Here is a 15,925-nt window from a genome sequence, read left to right on the forward strand (position 1 = left end):
AACTTCTCGCTGTGCTTGAGTCTCAAGCTCTTAAATACTAATTAGATAGTCAGGGCTACTACCTCAGGTGATCAGGACAACGATATTCTGACTGGTGGCGGTGGCAAGGATAAATTTGTCTACAACTTAAACTATTATTCCTCTAGTCCCAACACCGATACTATTACTGATTTCGGTGGGGTAGGTAAGAGCGTAACTCCCTCAGCAGCAGTCATTGCCGAAGTAGATACCATCCAATTCCAAGGCTATAATCTTACTGCTCAAAATCTGCTGCTTACTCAGAACGGCAGCAATCTGGAAATTACCTTTGAAGAGGTGACTAATGCAATCATCCTTGAAAACTTCAAATTAGAAAACCTGAATAATCTGCCTGCAACTTCTTCACGACCTGCTATTGGCAATATCCTGTTTGATGGACAAACCAGCATTACCGACAGTTTTGATGTGTTTGATGCCAACTCCACTAAAACTAACCTGTTCAGCAAAAACACAGTGACATTCCTCAATGACCTATCCAACAATATTACAGGTTTAGACAACTCAAATGATGTGGTGAATGGTCAGGGGGGTAATGACAAAATTGACGGCTTGAGTGGTAACGACCTGCTACGCGGTAGTACAGGCAATGATACTCTCATCGGTGGTAAAGGCAATGATACTCTCAACGGTGGTGAAGAGGATGACTTACTTCAAGGTGGTGAAGGGGATGACTCACTTCAGGGTGGTGAAGGGGATGACCTGTTGTGGGGTGATGCAGGCAATGATAACCTCTTTGGTGGTACAGACAATGACACCCTTTTTGGTTCTACTTTCGATACTACTACTAATATTGGAATAATTACGGCGGGCACAACGAATCGGGTTAGCTACAAGAATATCGAGCGATTAGATATCTCAGGTACAGGCTACGATGACAATATTGTGGGGAGCAATGGCAATGATACGTTCTCCTTCAGTGGTGGTGAAAATGATACGATAGATGGGGGCACAGGTGATGATTTGTTGTCCTACAATGGTAGCGAGGGAATCACTTCAACTTTCGATGCTACCACTAATACTGGCTTGATTACAGAGGGCAGCGATCGGGTTAGCTACAAGAATATTGAACGATTAAATATTTCAGGTACAGAGTACGATGACAATATTGTGGGGAGTAATGGCAATGATACGATAACAGGAAACTATAGTTTCATTGTCGGGTACCGTGAATATTATACGATTGAGGTTATTAGTGGCAATGACACAATAGATGGAGGCAAAGGTGACGATTTGTTGATCGTCCATGACGGCGGTGGTAGCGAGGGAATCACTTCGACTTTCAATGCCACCACTAATACTGGCTCAATTACGGCGGGGACAAATGGGGTTATCTACAAGAATATCGAACGATTAGATATCATAGGTACAAACTACGATGACTTGATTGTGGGGGGCAATGGAGATGATACTCTTAATGGTGGTGATGGGAATGATATCCTCATAGGTGGCAAGGGTAATGATAGCCTCTATGGAGGATCGGGTACTGATACCTTTGCTTTCAATAGTTTCAATGAAGGCATTGATAGACTTTATGATTTCAACACTACTAATGAACTGATTCGGGTATCGGTTACTGGTTTTGGTGGCGGATTATCAGCAGGTTCACTTCAGAAAAATCAGTTTACGATTGGAGCATCTGCAACTACTCGCACTCAGCAATTTATTTACAACGATGTTACAGGTGCATTGTTCTTTGATCGAGATGGCAGTGCAAATGCTTTTACTCAGGTACAATTTGGACAACTTTTGAGTGGGTTGTCACTCACCAAAAACAATTTTGTGGTTGTTTAATTGTGATTAACGCTTTATCACTCTAAATAAAGAAAATCGAAAATAGTCGGATTGCGAGGTGTCTGAAATAGCAACTCGCATTCGATTCATCAATGCAATTATAGCGAGTGATCTGTCACCAATATCAAAAATAAAGCTGCGGCTGAGTTACGATTTAAACTAGTTTTATATTGCAAAAAAATTGCTCGTGTAAAGGTATCAAATTTGGTCACAAAGAGTCCTGCATCTTTAAGTGCTTGGGCTGTTCCCCCACTGCTGATTAATAAATCAAAGTTAAATTCTTCAACCAAGCTACGGGAGAGGTTAATTAAACCAGTTTTCTTAGATACACTCAGCAGGGCTATATGTACCATTGGGCAATTCCTTAAAAGTAGGCTCAAAGCGAAGTGGGCGATCGCCTAAACTAAAAGTAAGCATCTTTTACGCACATAACCCCTATGGTTCAGTCTTCTAATCAACGCCTAACCCTAGAAGAATTTCTCGCACTTCCCGAAGGAGACATTACATACGAGTTTGTTAACGGTGAAGCTGTACCCAAATATAAAGATAATGAAATCTCACCAAAATTTTTTCATGGCTCGACTACTGGTGCTTTATTTATATTATTGTCTGCATGGGCACAAGTAAAAGGTCGGGTTGTGATTGAATGGGCAATTAAACTAACACGAAATCAACAAGATTGGATGCCTGTAGCCGATCTGACCTATATTTCTCATAACCGTCTTCCTGCTGATTGGCTATTAGACGAAGGTTGTCCTGTCGCACCTGAATTAGTCATCGAAATCATTTCACCTGGTCAAACTTTTGGTGAAATTGCCGAAAAAGCGACTGATTATCTGAAAGCTGGCGTTTCTCGTGTTTGGGTGGTTGATACAAAAGCTAGAACTGTAACTGTATTTGCGCCATCTTCTTTACCGATTACTTATCGATCTGATCAAATAATTACTGATAATTTACTACCAGAATTGGAAATTACCCCTCACGCAATCTTTCAACAAGCTGGATTACCCTAAAGTTTCATTAGTAATCAGAAGAATCTAAAGTTTTGCTAATGAAAAACAATTGATAAGCCGAATCTATTGGCAATAAATAAAGTATAGAATCTTAATTTTTTAAGAATAAATTTGATCGGTATTTCTGAGTAGATATCATATTCAACGCAGGTTAAGTTAATTGATGCTTCAAAATTTTTCTTATCTATTTTAGTTTACAGAAAAATGGAAAATTCAATTAACTGTATAAATTAAGATTTTTGGAATAATTAATATAGATCAATTTTCTTATTCAAGAAAATACATAAACATAAGACTGAGTTGCTTGTGTAATAGTTATTAAAAAAAATATTATAAACGTAAAATACAAGTATCTTGACAGATTAGACACATTTAAGATATTAAAAATATTGAGTCCATTTGCTGAGACTGTAAAGTTCAGGCAAATGAAGCAGTCGTAAAACTGAAAATTACAAAGGAAATAATTATGCCTTCACAAGGTACTGGCGCTCACGTTGACCCGCGTTCACTTAAGCCTTCTACTGACCTCGCTACAGTCATAGAGTTGCTTACTGAAGCTATTCTTCCCAGCAGTAATCAGGCAAATACTGACCAGCTAAACCCTAGAGGGATGCAGCTGTTTGAATTTGATGAGAAGCAAAATAAACGCCTGAGAATAAGTACTTCAGCCGTTATGTATCGGCTATTTGCACAACCTAAATTTAGAGAGGCTTTTAACCCTGCTCCAAGCGGTGGATTTATTCAAAACTTATCGATGCCAGCAAAAGGTAATAAGTCGCGCGTTGGCGGCTGTTTGAGTGATGGTAATGCTACAAAGTTACCTGGTGCGATAGACAGATTAATGGCTGCTATTGACCAAGCACTCAATACTGCTGTGCCTTCCGACAGCTTATTATCAACATTGCTGTTAGATGAAGCTGAAAAGCAACTCAAACATCTTGCTAAAAAAGCAGGTACGACTTTCCAGAATATACCCAATACTGCCAACCTTGTACATATAGCATTTCAAGCTGGAGATACTAAAGATAACAAGTCTGTGGCGACGGTTATTTGTGCACGCGAACGAGTTGAAAATACTGATTATTTTGAGCAAATGTGCAGTGCTGCCACAGAATATTTAGAAAACGAACTTGACAACGATGAAGATGATGTTAATTCATCGATTGCAACTTTAGAAGAGGAAAAAAATCGACACGATAGCCAAATCCAGCGTTTTTTAAACTTTATAGACGATGAAGCATTATCACGAGTCCGATTAACAATTAGCTTTCGGATTATGGAGGCGATCGCAGAAAATGCCGGATCGAGTCACGACTCAGATTATAAACTTTTAGTAGAGTATGTCAATCGAATACTCACTTTAGTTGAATCTGCTCAAGAAGAAGGCTATACGGTTGATTTAACGGCTCATTTCGGTAGTGCAGCTGAGTTCGACTTGGCAGATGAACTTAGCAAAGCGACCTTTTATTATTGTCTAGCTGTTTGGCCTGAATGGAAAACTCAAATTTTTGAGCAAAAGACTAAAAATCAAATAGAGCGTGAAGTAAGTTATCGTTTTCGAGTCAATGGACAAAATCCAGAATTAGGCAAACCTGCTTTTGAAGTACGACTCGATCAAATTAGAGAATATTTACTGAGTAATGATGAATCTTCCTTACAAAAACCTTGGGAAATTTGTCGTCGTTTAGCCCAACTAATCTTTTTGGCAGTCGTCGTTCCCAAAAAGGACGAGGAATCGCTAACTAAAGAATCACTAACAGATGTGGTAAATCAACTCCTAGCAAATTTTAAATCGCAGGGTACAGAAGCTATTCGCCAGACTTTAGAAGAATTACAGGAACGCTCCGAGTCAATGAAGTCCATTGCCAAGGCTCTGATGAAAGTACTACGCGACAAGAGCCAAAAAGTCATATCTCAAGTTCAAGATCGCTCCTCAGAACAATTCATCTGTGTAAAAAGCAGCATCATTAATTGGGATCGGCTAGAAGGGGCAACATTAGGTGTGAGAAAGCTGCTTGTAGAGCCACAAGAAAATTCCAGCGAAAAGGTTGAATGGTTCAAACATATTGAAATTTGTGAGCAACCAGCAACATCAGGACTTCTTTTCTCGGTTAAGGTTGTTGCCGAGCTTTCGGAATATGACTTAAAAACTAAAGATACACTTAGTCAATTACGGGCAAAGCGTTTATTGCCGCAGAAACTCCTCCAAGTTTGTTGGGTTCCTCGTTCTTGGCACAGAGGAGAAGATCGTCAATGGACTTATGAGCTATCTACAAATGCTTCTCAATTTGCTGGGTGGGCATTATCAGCTGCAATTATAGTGGAATACGATGTTGAAACTGTGAGGCGGCGAGCAAATACAAGAGAATCTGAGGAAAATAAGCAGTATCATGCAGCGGCAGTTACCGCCTTTGCTGTGCTAATTTACTGTTGTTTGTGGCGGATTATTACACGATTGCAAAAACGTGGCCAGAAGGAAAAATCGGTTGATTTTACAACCTTAATGCTGCGACTGCAAGAAACAGGAAAACAAATAGATGAAGATAAAGACAAGAGCGGCGATGCTTACGTTTACGCAGCCGCCCAAACCTTAGAAGCCATACTAGGTGAAGATACCCCTATCCGAATGCAGGGACTTATTCTAGATAATCTGGTGAAACAACCCCAAACAACGCAAGGTTTTATTAAATCCGGTACTTTTAAGGCATTTTTAAGTGCGTTTCCACTTTGCATTAGTAGCCCAGATTCTCATTCAGCCCCCAAGATTGGTTTAATTTCATACGCCAGCCGTCCCTGTAACGAGGGAAATTTTCCTAATGATGCTGAAAAGGCTTATCTTTTTCTCACTCAAAGTTATATTGCTACAGCCGTTAATGAACCGTTTAAAGGTTATGAACTGAAAAGAGAACGGATGCAGTCTGATGTGCTTGATTCTCCAGAACAGCTGAAAACGCAACGCCTAGTTCAAGAAGAAATTCGTTACCTTAAAGCCCAAGGATGTCAACACATTATTTTATTAGCTCATGCCTATGGCGATCGGCGCATTAATCGAGCCGCAAATTACAATTCTTCTTTAATACCTACAGAATTTTTAGAAGAAGTTTTTCAAACTTTTCCTGATATCAATATTTACCCAATGATGCGGGATGTATTTCCTGCTACACGCTTGCGCGATCGCGGTAACAGTGAAGGGGCATTTGAAATTTTGCAAGCAGGAGACCATTCAGGTTTTCCGCGATCTGTTAAGGCAGACTACTTTCGTGATTTAATTCCGGTTTATACTTTTGCTACACTTTATGCTATTCAAGCAGAAGAGCGCTTACAATCTGGTTTCTGCATTTATTTCTTGGTATCGGATGGAAAAGTTAGCAATATTAACTGGACTGAACGCGCTCGTCAGCATTTGATTAATCCTGATTCAGACTCTCGTATTCATCCTTGCTTACTAGCTGTACTACGGGGCTTGCATTTTATTGAAGCTGAACGAGGTATGTACAAAAGTCAACTTAGCCCAGTACTAGATCCATTTAGTTGGATATCGCCAAATACAGTTGAAGAGGCTGGTGAAGTAAAAGTTCTTCACTCCCGTCGCAAAGGACAGGTATTACTTAATTATCGCGCTGTACTTACCCACGTTTCTCAAGTTCTGCACAGGAAGTAATGGAATTATCTTTTCTACAACAAGCCTCTATTTGGGGGCAGGTATTTGAAATTGCTGTTAAACGCGGTGTTTTACAACAGTTGATTCACCAAAACTTACTCTTGAAAGAGAATACTGTTTTCCAGCTTTGGCAATCTCATAAAAATACACATGTCTCTCAACAACTAGTGAAAGCATTCAAAATCACAGATCCCAATCACAAAGAATGGGTAGAGACAATGCTGCGTCATCTGCTGGTACTCGGCTATGGTTTAGGTTGGACAGCAATGCGTGAGTGTCTCAATCACAGTCAAATTAGACAACCTAAACTAGAAGCAATTTGGTGTCCGTTGACATTGCCAGGACAGCAAATGCTACGGGATGAAGAAAAAGAAGAGACCGCAAAAGCATTTCAAGAAGCTTTCAACCTACCAGGAAAACCAGACGAGAACTTAGTCAACCGAGGACAACCAGCCAGAGCCGATTTTATTTTATGGCTGTCTAACGAATTTAGCCCCCACAGAAACACACAGCAGGAGGAAGTAATACTCTTTAAAGACTTTAAGAGTGCCTTCTCCCAGCCAAAAGATCTAAAACGCAAAAAAGTTGAAAACTTAATTATCTGTCTGGAATTTTCGTATAACGCACCTATCAAATTTGCAGATTTTCAAAATGAAACGCCTCATAGAGAAGAAATGAGTCGCTATGCTCGTTACATTGAATCACGGGGAGTCTTCTCTAGAGTTTGTGCAGAGGTTGAAGGTGAAGAGTTTTCACTTTCTAAAAGGCTGGAAAATTTTCTTTCAGCATTTAGCGGTCAAGATAAACCATTATTCAAGCTCTGTCAGGCATCATCTTATACCGATCAGCTGATTAAAGTGTTACGCGCACGTAAGCGTTTAGAAGGAAGTTGTCATGCTAGAGCGATCGCTGTCACATCTAATGGTATTGAAAGTCTTGCTGCTCAATTCTGGGGGGTGGAACCAGAACCAGATACTAGAGCCAAGTTAATGAAATCATTGGGACAAGCATATTGCAAAGCTAAACATTCAGACAATGATGAGCCACTCGATCTAGATGCGGAAATCCAGTTGGTGTTCAAGAAGGTCTTGAAAGGGCTACCGTCTGCTTTTAAAGAACAAGCACAACATCTAGCTGAAAAACCAACTCTAGGTCAATACTCTCACTTTCTATTTCAGGAGAATGTGACGGACTTCTACAACCCAATGAGTGAAATTAGCAAGGCTGAGGCGATCGCATCTATTGAAGACAACGACGCATTACTTGAGTTCTTTGGAGGCAATCCTGTTACACGAATTGCCGATTGTATCAATGAAATTAATCCCGATAAGGCAACAATTTCTCTGCGACAAGTACACGAGGCAGCAGTATTTGCTGGTATAACTGCTGCTCAAGTCGGTAAAATTAACGTCCTAGCTTTGGAAGGAAATCCAGGTATTGGTAAAACTACTGCTGTAATGAAATTTCTTAAACAGCAAAAGCAGCAGTCTCAAGGTTTCTCATTTTTGTATCTCAGTCCGCGAGTTGTAATTAATCGGGATGTCACCGACAAACTTGCTAAAGAAAACGATCATCCCACTGGAATATTAACCATCACCAGCAATAAAAATTTGATTGATGCAGCTCCCGAATGGTATAAAAAACAGGTTCAGCAAAACAATTTTCCATCTCACAGTATCGATAGTGCTGTTGTTGTTGATGGTATTGGAAACCTCACACGTCCTGTTGGCAGTATCTTCTTCCTAACCCCAGAGCAAGAACTTGACATTGATTGCAATATAGTCGGCTCGACTCGGTTTAAACGTCGTCTCAACGAAAGAGATTACAGCATAGAATCTCTTTACAGTCCTGGTGTATTGGGTACGATAGCAAAGTCAGCCCGCAAATTGCTAGAAGCCAACCCGCAGCTTAATCAACTAGTGATGACTGCTGCTATTCAAGGTTATCGGACGCTCAACAATCAATCAACCACAGTTAATGCCTTCAACAACTTATTTCTAAAAAAAGCCGATACTCAAGCTGGAAAGAATGAACGTTCAGCATTTGCAGCGCGGATTCCCACTATAGTTGTCATGGTAGATGAACTCGCTGGTGATGGTGCAGGTGCGCCCTTTGTCCGTAAGTTAGCAGAATGGTTGGAACAGCAATTTATTAAACCGTTTGATACAAATCAATCTCCGTTTAAAATTGTGCTGATTCTGGCTGATGCCTCACTCAGCAATGAAGTTGTTTTAGATAGCTTTTTGAACTCATACCAATTTAATATGAAGCTGCATAGAAAAGAGCTTCTAGGATAAAGTTATAAGAAGAGACAGAAATTACTTGCTCAAATGTAAGTTGGTCGAATATCTCTTGGATGCATTCGCGTAAAGCCTGTAAAGAAGAGAAGAGTTGATTTTTAAGGGGTTTTTTGAGAAATTGCCAAAGTCTCTCAATCGGGTTGAGTTCAGGGGCTGATGCTGGTTGAAACAGAGGAATAATATTCTCCGGCCAACAGATATTTGAACTTGTATGAGCAGGTGCTTGATCAATCTGTAAAATAGCGTAATCACTACCTAATTGCACAGATAGCCAGTCCAAGAACTGTTGAAAACACTCGCCATTCAGTTTCGGATACTCATAAAGAAAGTGGTCTCCAGTTAATGGTTCAATTGCACCATAAATCCAAAAGTTATCTCTTGGCCATATCACCTTAACAGTGGGCTTAACTCCGGAAGCTGTAATCACTTTTCCTGTAAGAGTTTTGAGTCCAACCCTAGTTTCATCCTGGCACAGGTAGCGAACACACTTGCCGGGTGCTAGATGTTTTTCTAGACAATTAAGAATGATTCCGAGTTTTTTTTAAATTCAGATACCAATTTCTCATCTTGGTTATGGCTTTGAGGGCGAGGCACTTTTAGTTTTGCCCCTAATCGATATCGAACCCAGGCATAAACCGTTGCATACTCTATACCTTGTCCATGTTCTTTTTTTAACCACTCAACTATTGCACCATAGCTACTAAAGCCTTTTCCTGCTTTTAACTCCTCTAAGAGTGCTGCGATCGCAGCATCATCGATTTTCCGTTTTGCTCCTGGTGCTTTCTTAATTTCTAATAAGCCTGACAGCCCATCAGTTCTGTACTTGTGCAACCATCTCGTGACCGTTGAACTATCTCTTGCCAAACGTTTTCCGATTTCTTGCTGTTCCTTTACTTGTCCGCTTTTGAGCCACCACAACATAATAAGTTTTTCTTTCTGGTTTCCCAAGTTAGCTGTTTGTAGGCGTTTTTTTAGTTCCTCTTCGCTCTCTGCAATTTCAATCTTAAACGGGCGGCTCATGGCTATTTAAACTTAGGAGTTGGCTTCTCTCTATTATATGCAGCTTCATATTAAATTGGTATCAGGCGATCGCGCCCCTGATAAAGTATTAATTAGTCAAAGTCAAGGTGAAGCACCTTTTCGGGTAACAGGCACTTGGACAAAAATTGGCCCCAAAAAGCACCCAACGCTACACATCATGACAAATAGCTACCCCGCCAGTAAACTAACCATTGATTACAGTATTCGGCTGTCTCCCATTAAACCAGGTCAAAATAGTGACGGCACAGAGCAGACAATTAGACAAGCAATTCGAGAAAAATCAGAAGAAGAAACTCTAACAAATGCTTACTTAGAAATTAAGGATGGGTTACACAAGGGAGCAGAACAGTTAATTTTCTTTGCTCAGGATAAAGCTTTTCTACGTCAGTTACAGGAAAAATTGACCACTGGTAAAGAAGCTCTTCTAAAAAGGGGAGAGGTGGAAGTTTTGGATCAAAGTATATCACCCGATCAGCGATTGAAATTAGTCAAACCGCCACGACGAGATGAAGTTCGAGTTTTCCTGATGACTTCTTCAGGCGCAAGAGGTGTTTCTTTCCCGAAAACAGATTGCATTATAGCTGCAATTCCCCGATTTAATATTGAAGCCGCTTTAATGGAAGTCGCACAATTAATTTATCGGGGTCGAGGAATGTATACACATCCAGAAACCGGAATGGAAGTTTCTGGAGATAACAAAGCTAGACGGTTAGTTATGCTAATCAATGATTTCATCATTGAAAGAGAGGACATTGACCCTAAAAGACTATGGTTGCGTCAGTCAAGTGATCTATTGACTCTGCTGGTAATGTTGCGCTCTACAATTTATACTCGCATTAAAGGTGATGCAGGACTTAATAAAAACCGAATTGCATTTGTACCCGTTGGCTCTGTTGGGGATGAAGAATTGTTGCGTTTGATGTCTGATGATTTATTAGATTTCTTGCGTGAAGCCAAAGTTTTTATCAGTGATAGTCACCATCAAGAAGCAAAAGCAATTGTGAAAAGGGCGGAGCAGTTAAGTACAAACATTTTTAAACATTTTGACTTGAGAGGTCAATCATTAAAGAGAAATGCCAAGTCGTATGCAAATTATCAAACCTTACAAGCTTTGGTTAAAGCTGTCTCTAGGATTCAGAGTTCTTTATTGCCATCTTTAGATAATGATGCGCTAGAGATACCTGATAGTCTAACTTGTATAGGCCCTTTCTGGATAGAAGATTGGTGCGATCGCCAAACTGAAGAAATATTTAGCTTTGAAGCATGGAAAGCTGATATTAAACAAAATAGTAGTCGTCTTTTAGGATCGCTAAAAGAAATTGCTGAAAGCAAGAAATTCAAATTCCCTTCAAAACTCAAACGTCCTGCCAACGAACTATATAAACTATTGAGTCGGGAACAAGAAGGATTTGTGATTGAATCTTCCACACGTCAAGCATTGAGAACTAAAAATATAGTTATTGGATTACCTCTAGACTATCCCCATTTCTGGAATGAGCAATCAGAAGACGACATTCGCCAACAGGTATTAGAAGATCCGCAAGCTTGGAGAAGTGCGCTAGGACGTTCTTTAACTCCTCAAGGCTTAATCATACCTGTAGTACCTCACTATCGAACAGTTCCTTGGGTAGCTGTGGCAGGTAGACGGATTTTTACACAATTAGAAACAGTTTTTAGCGATCGCTACTTTATGGCATCCAGTGAATTAAATCTTCTCAATACCATCTTGCTTGAAGATGAAGCAGATAACAAATAGTTAATGTAAGCTATATTTGTCATAACCGTCTTCCTGCTGATTGGCTATTAGACGAAGCTTGTCCTGTCGCACCTGAATTGGTCATCGAAATCATTTCAGCTGGTCAAACTTTTGGTGAAATTGCCGAAAAAGCGACTGATTATCTGAAAGCTGATGTTTCTCGTGTTTAGGTAGTTGATACCTATTGCATTGTTCAGCTTCGCAGAGTATCTAGTCACTCTAGAAAAGAGTCATTCGGAACTAACAGAGTGAGAATTCCACCAACTAGTAGTGTTGCTGCCATTACAAGCAACCCTCCAGTAAAACTATTAGTGGCATCTTTAACTAAGCCGATAACGTAGGGAGCTACAAATCCTCTCAAATTGCCCACAGAGTTAATCAAAGCTAAGGAGCCAGCAGCAGCAGTACCGCTTAAAAAGGCGGTGGGTAAAGCCCAAAATGGCCCTAAAGCTCCCCAAATTCCTAATGCTGCCAACGAAAGGGATGCTAGAGCAGTCACAGGCTGATGAAAGTAAGCACTAAGAACTAATCCAAATGCCCCAATGAAAGCACAGATAGCAACATGAGCGCGGCGTTCTTTAGTTTGGTCTGAGTGATTACTAATAAAGACCATTCCCAGCGCACCTACTAAATAGGGAATAGCTGAGGTAAATCCTACCCACAGGTCGCTTAATCCAGAAAAACTTTTAATAATTTGTGGTAGCCAGAAACTAATACCATAAAGACCAATTACTAGAGTGAAATAAATTAGACTCAGTAGCCAAACTTTAGGATTGACAAGAGCTTGGAGTAAGGTGTAATTGTTGTGACTAGTTTTACGCTCGTATTCTAAGCGCAATCTCTCCTAGAGCCAGAAACGCTCCTCTGGTTCCAACCATTGAGCTTGCTCTGGACGTTCGCATAGATAACTCAGCACTACAAAACCCATAACGATGGCGGGTAAACCCTCTACTAGAAATAACCACTGCCAACCCCTTAATCCGGCAATTCCATGTAGAGTGAGTAGCAGACCAGAAAGGGGCGCTCCTACAACCCCAGCTATAGCAGTTGCTGCCATAAACGAAGCTATGGTTTTAGCGCGTTGAATTGTGGGAAACCAATATGTGAGGTAAAGAATAATCCCAGGGAAAAAACCAGCTTCTGCAATTCCCAAGAAAAAACGCAACAAGTAAAAGCTCAAAGGGCTTTTGACAAACATCATCCCGACGGCAATTACTCCCCAAGTGATGACAATCCGGGCAATCCAAACCCTAGCACCAATTCTTTCTAAGATCAGGTTACTAGGAATTTCAAACAAAAAGTAGCCCAGAAAAAAGACCCCTGAGCCTAAACCATAAACTGTGGAACTAAAGCCCAAATCCTGATTCATTTGCAAGGCTGCAAACCCGACATTAACCCGATCTAAATAAGCAATGACATAAAGTACAAACAATAAGGGAATAAGCCGCCGACTTACTTTGTTTAATACCTTTTGTTGGAACGTTTTATCTGAGGTCATCTTAGTTATCCGATATTATCCCTTGCGGTTGCTGTTGTTCAAATTTAAGTAATCGCCTTTGAGCAAGGTATGGTTATGTCTATATTGATTGCTCTACTTCTAAATACAGATTACAGCATCAGATGAAGCTCACTTGCATTTATATTTTGGGGAAACCCAAAGACTGGTGGTCATTTTCACGCTAGGGCGCAACGAAGAATGTCGGGACATTTTCAATTTTCCCTCAAAACTCAAATGTTCTGCTAACGAACTGTATAAACTATTGAGTCGAGAACAAGAGGGATTTGTGATTGAATCTTCCACACGTCAAGCATTGAAAACTAAAAACATAGTTATTGCCTTACCTCTAGACTATCCCCATTTCTGGAATGAACAATCAGAAGATGACATCCGCCAACAGGTATTAGAAGATCCGTAAGCTTGGAGAAGCGCGCTAGAACGTTCTCTAACTCCTCAAGGTTTAATTATACCTGTAGTACCTCACTATTGAACGGTTCCTTGGATAGCTGTGGCAGGTAGACGGATTTTTATAGAATTAGAAACAGTTTTTAGTGATCGCTACTTTATGGCATCCAGTGAACTGAATCTTTTGAACACCATTCTGCTGGAAGATAAAGCAGATAACAAATAGTTAATGTACGCTATAGACAAGGCCTAGTAAGTCACGGCGTAACGTAAATAGAGTAACCATTTAAAAACTCTAAAAATCCCATTCCATAATACTTTTGACTTTTGACTTTTGGCTTTTGATTTCCGCCTTGCGGTACTAGCCTTTTTTCTAGGTTTTCTTGCCTGTGACTTTGTGAGAGGATTGACCCAGTATTTAAACAAAGCTTAAGCATACTGTTTTTAAATACATCGTAGATCCCAAATTCAATAGGAGTGGCTAACAGTGGTAAATAGCGAACTGAAAAATAAAGTAGCCTTGATTACTGGCGCAAATAAGGGTCTTGGACTGGAGATGAGTCGTCAACTGGGACAACATGGATTGACAATTCTGATCGCAGCCCGAAATTTAGAAGCAGCAAAAACGGCAGCTACTAACTTGCATAATGAAGGAGTCTCGGCTGTAGCGATCGCTCTTGACATAACTGACAGTACTCAAATTCAGTCTGCTTTTCAAGAGATTAGTGACTCTTTTGGTAAATTGGATATCTTGATTAATAATGCAGGTGTGTTTCTAGATGGCGACTGGTTAATCAGTAATGCCACTTCTGTTTCAATAAACATTATTTGACAGACATTCAACACCAACTTTTTTGGCTTGGTTGAACTGACTCAAATACTGCTACCGTTAATTTTAAACAGTCCTAGTGGTCGAATTGTCAATATGTCTAGTATTGAAGCCTCATTGACACTTCATGCTACTCCTAATTCACCAATTTATGACTCTAAACCATTTGCTTACAATGCTTCTAAAGCAGCAGTCAACGCATTCACCATCCATTTAGCCCATGAGTTACGCAATACTCCTGTGAAAATTAATAGCGCTCATCCAGGTTGGGTGAAAACTGAATTGGGCGGTGAAGGCGCAATGATGGATATTGCAGAAGGGGCGAAAACGGGCGTTGAGTTAGCGATCCTCCCTGACGATGGGCCGAGTGGTGGCTTTTTTCATCTTGGTGAACCAGTACCTTGGTAAAAAGTTTAGCCAATAAGGTGGGTGTCTCTATCAAAGTGGCATCCGCTTCCTATTCCTAATACTAAGTCTACTTCAAGAGATAGGATCTACTAAAAGAGTAGGATTTTAGGAGTAGACCTCTGTCTTTACAATTTATTACTGTTCCCACAGCAACTTCTCAACCCCCAGCAGGCTTAATTGTCACTTTACATGGTTGGGGTGCTAATGCTGAGGATGTAGCATCTTTGTTACCTTTGCTCAACTTACCCGATTACCAGTTTGTATTACCCAACGCACCTTATCCTTATCCCTATTCCCCTATAGGGAGGGCATGGTATGACCTGCGGGTAGAAAATATGTATCAAGGGTTGGCAGAAAGTCGGCAACTGCTAACAGATTTCTTGAAATCTTTAGAAAGTACTACTGGCATACCTTTGTCACGTACCATTTTGAGTGGATTTTCTCAAGGCGGAGCAATGACTTTAGATGTCGGCTCAAAATTGCCCTTAGCAGGTTTAGTTGTCATGAGCGGGTATTTACATCCTGACGCACTAACGGCAGCTAAAAGTGGGATTCCACCGACTTTAATCACTCACGGTAGATATGATGAAGTTGTGCCCTTACAAGCTGCTTTGAAGGCACAAGAAACTCTAAAGTCTCTAGGAGTGGCAGTAGAATACCACGAATTTGATATGGGGCATGAAATAGATCCAAAAACGTTAGAGGTACTACGAAATTTCGTTGTAAATACAATTGCTTAGTCAGGATTACGAATTTTTCATAAATTCTGGTACAAATTCTGACAATTTTCACGAACTTAATGACTTCTAATGAGTAATATATATTGGGTGGCTGCGAAAGAGCGCAACTTAACCCATGCTGAAGGCAAGTGCTGGATAAGGGAGGGGCAAGTATTATGACAACTCTAAGCATTTCCCAAAAAGAAATTGCTGCCATGAGTGCAGTAGAAGTAGAAGAATTAGCTACACGTCTGGAACTGGATAATTATAGTAATGCTTTTGAGGGTTTAAATGATTGGCATCTATTGCGAGCGATCGCATTTCAGCGTCCAGAGTTAGTTGAACCTTATATCTACCTCTTAGACTTGGAACCCTACGATGAAGCGTAGTTGAGGTTGAGAGTTAGGAAAGACGCGATTAATCGCGTCTGTAGAAGAATTAGGAGTTGGAAATTAATATTCGTAA

The 15,925-nt window shown here is 40.3% G+C and carries 11 protein-coding genes and 3 pseudogenes; 10 read left to right on the plus strand and 4 right to left on the minus strand.

Annotated features, from left to right (window positions below; all coding sequences use genetic code 11):
- Positions 1–315: 315 nt before the first annotated feature.
- A complete protein-coding gene (locus HWQ58_RS00005) occupies positions 316–1,830 on the plus strand; it encodes a calcium-binding protein (RefSeq protein WP_292856361.1) in 1,515 nt (504 codons plus the stop codon).
- A gap of 98 nt (positions 1,831–1,928) precedes the next feature.
- Here HWQ58_RS00005 and HWQ58_RS00010 read toward each other — a convergent pair whose 3' ends face one another.
- The gene (locus tag HWQ58_RS00010) at positions 1,929–2,183 is read right to left on the minus strand and encodes a hypothetical protein (protein WP_292856431.1); all 255 of its coding nucleotides are present in this window, start codon (positions 2,181–2,183) and stop codon (positions 1,929–1,931) included.
- An 84-nt stretch (positions 2,184–2,267) separates the two neighbouring features.
- Here HWQ58_RS00010 and HWQ58_RS00015 point away from each other — a divergent pair, with 84 nt between their 5' ends.
- The 3 genes from HWQ58_RS00015 (at position 2,268) to HWQ58_RS00025 (ending at position 8,801) form a co-directional block, all read left to right on the plus strand.
- Positions 2,268–2,843, plus strand: coding sequence for a Uma2 family endonuclease (locus HWQ58_RS00015; RefSeq protein ID WP_292856363.1), 576 nt, complete (start codon positions 2,268–2,270; stop codon positions 2,841–2,843).
- 466 nt (positions 2,844–3,309) lie between these two features.
- Positions 3,310–6,504, plus strand: a complete 3,195-nt coding sequence (locus tag HWQ58_RS00020; RefSeq protein ID WP_292856365.1) for a hypothetical protein — start codon at positions 3,310–3,312, stop codon at positions 6,502–6,504.
- A complete protein-coding gene (locus tag HWQ58_RS00025) occupies positions 6,504–8,801 on the plus strand; it encodes a DEAD/DEAH box helicase family protein (RefSeq protein ID WP_292856367.1) in 2,298 nt (765 codons plus the stop codon). Before HWQ58_RS00020 ends, HWQ58_RS00025 begins: the two co-directional genes overlap by 1 nt.
- On the opposite strand, the gene HWQ58_RS00030 is transcribed toward HWQ58_RS00025, so the two are convergent.
- Positions 8,764–9,333: an IS630 family transposase gene (locus HWQ58_RS00030; RefSeq protein WP_366837079.1), complete on the minus strand. Its 570-nt coding sequence runs from the start codon at positions 9,331–9,333 to the stop codon at positions 8,764–8,766. The genes HWQ58_RS00025 and HWQ58_RS00030 overlap by 38 nt on opposite strands.
- Positions 9,315–9,824: a helix-turn-helix domain-containing protein gene (locus HWQ58_RS00035; protein ID WP_292856369.1), complete on the minus strand. Its 510-nt coding sequence runs from the start codon at positions 9,822–9,824 to the stop codon at positions 9,315–9,317. The genes HWQ58_RS00030 and HWQ58_RS00035 overlap by 19 nt, the downstream gene beginning before the upstream one ends.
- Before the next feature lie 37 nt (positions 9,825–9,861).
- On the opposite strand from HWQ58_RS00035, the gene HWQ58_RS00040 reads away from it, so the two are divergent.
- Both HWQ58_RS00040 and HWQ58_RS00045 read left to right on the plus strand, forming a co-directional pair.
- Positions 9,862–11,601, plus strand: coding sequence for a helicase-related protein (locus HWQ58_RS00040; RefSeq protein ID WP_292856371.1), 1,740 nt, complete (start codon positions 9,862–9,864; stop codon positions 11,599–11,601).
- 2 nt (positions 11,602–11,603) lie between these two features.
- Positions 11,604–11,768, plus strand: a pseudogene (locus tag HWQ58_RS00045) (Uma2 family endonuclease); the annotation flags it as partial.
- 47 nt (positions 11,769–11,815) lie between these two features.
- Here the strand turns inward: HWQ58_RS00045 and HWQ58_RS00050 are convergent.
- Positions 11,816–13,099 (minus strand): annotated as a pseudogene (locus tag HWQ58_RS00050) (MFS transporter).
- A 166-nt stretch (positions 13,100–13,265) separates the two neighbouring features.
- On the opposite strand from HWQ58_RS00050, the gene HWQ58_RS00055 reads away from it, so the two are divergent.
- From HWQ58_RS00055 to HWQ58_RS00070, 4 genes and pseudogenes are all read left to right on the plus strand, one after another.
- Positions 13,266–13,517 (plus strand): hypothetical protein, encoded by a 252-nt coding sequence (locus HWQ58_RS00055; RefSeq protein WP_292856373.1) that lies wholly within the window; start codon positions 13,266–13,268, stop codon positions 13,515–13,517.
- 474 nt (positions 13,518–13,991) lie between these two features.
- A pseudogene (locus HWQ58_RS00060) lies at positions 13,992–14,741 on the plus strand (SDR family oxidoreductase).
- Between the two features lie 119 nt (positions 14,742–14,860).
- Complete coding sequence (locus HWQ58_RS00065) at positions 14,861–15,481, plus strand: alpha/beta hydrolase (RefSeq protein WP_292856427.1); 621 nt, start codon at positions 14,861–14,863, stop codon at positions 15,479–15,481.
- A gap of 155 nt (positions 15,482–15,636) precedes the next feature.
- Entirely contained in the window at positions 15,637–15,849 is a 213-nt protein-coding gene (locus tag HWQ58_RS00070) for a DUF2555 domain-containing protein (RefSeq protein ID WP_094351471.1), read from the plus strand.
- Positions 15,850–15,925 lie beyond the last annotated feature (76 nt).

The sequence above is a fragment of the Nostoc sp. LPT genome (assembly GCF_017115165.1).
Taxonomy (GTDB): Bacteria; Cyanobacteriota; Cyanobacteriia; order Cyanobacteriales; family Nostocaceae; genus Nostoc.

Excerpts from the sequence above, each read along its gene's own strand:
- HWQ58_RS00010 (WP_292856431.1), bottom strand. The coding sequence starts at position 2,183 with ATGGTACATATAGCCCTGCTGAGTGTATCTAAGAAAACTGGTTTAATT.
- HWQ58_RS00015 (WP_292856363.1), top strand. The coding sequence starts at position 2,268 with ATGGTTCAGTCTTCTAATCAACGCCTAACCCTAGAAGAATTTCTCGCA.
- HWQ58_RS00020 (WP_292856365.1), top strand. The coding sequence starts at position 3,310 with ATGCCTTCACAAGGTACTGGCGCTCACGTTGACCCGCGTTCACTTAAG.
- HWQ58_RS00025 (WP_292856367.1), top strand. The coding sequence starts at position 6,504 with ATGGAATTATCTTTTCTACAACAAGCCTCTATTTGGGGGCAGGTATTT.
- HWQ58_RS00035 (WP_292856369.1), bottom strand. The coding sequence starts at position 9,824 with ATGAGCCGCCCGTTTAAGATTGAAATTGCAGAGAGCGAAGAGGAACTA.
- HWQ58_RS00040 (WP_292856371.1), top strand. The coding sequence starts at position 9,862 with ATGCAGCTTCATATTAAATTGGTATCAGGCGATCGCGCCCCTGATAAA.
- HWQ58_RS00070 (WP_094351471.1), top strand. The coding sequence starts at position 15,637 with ATGACAACTCTAAGCATTTCCCAAAAAGAAATTGCTGCCATGAGTGCA.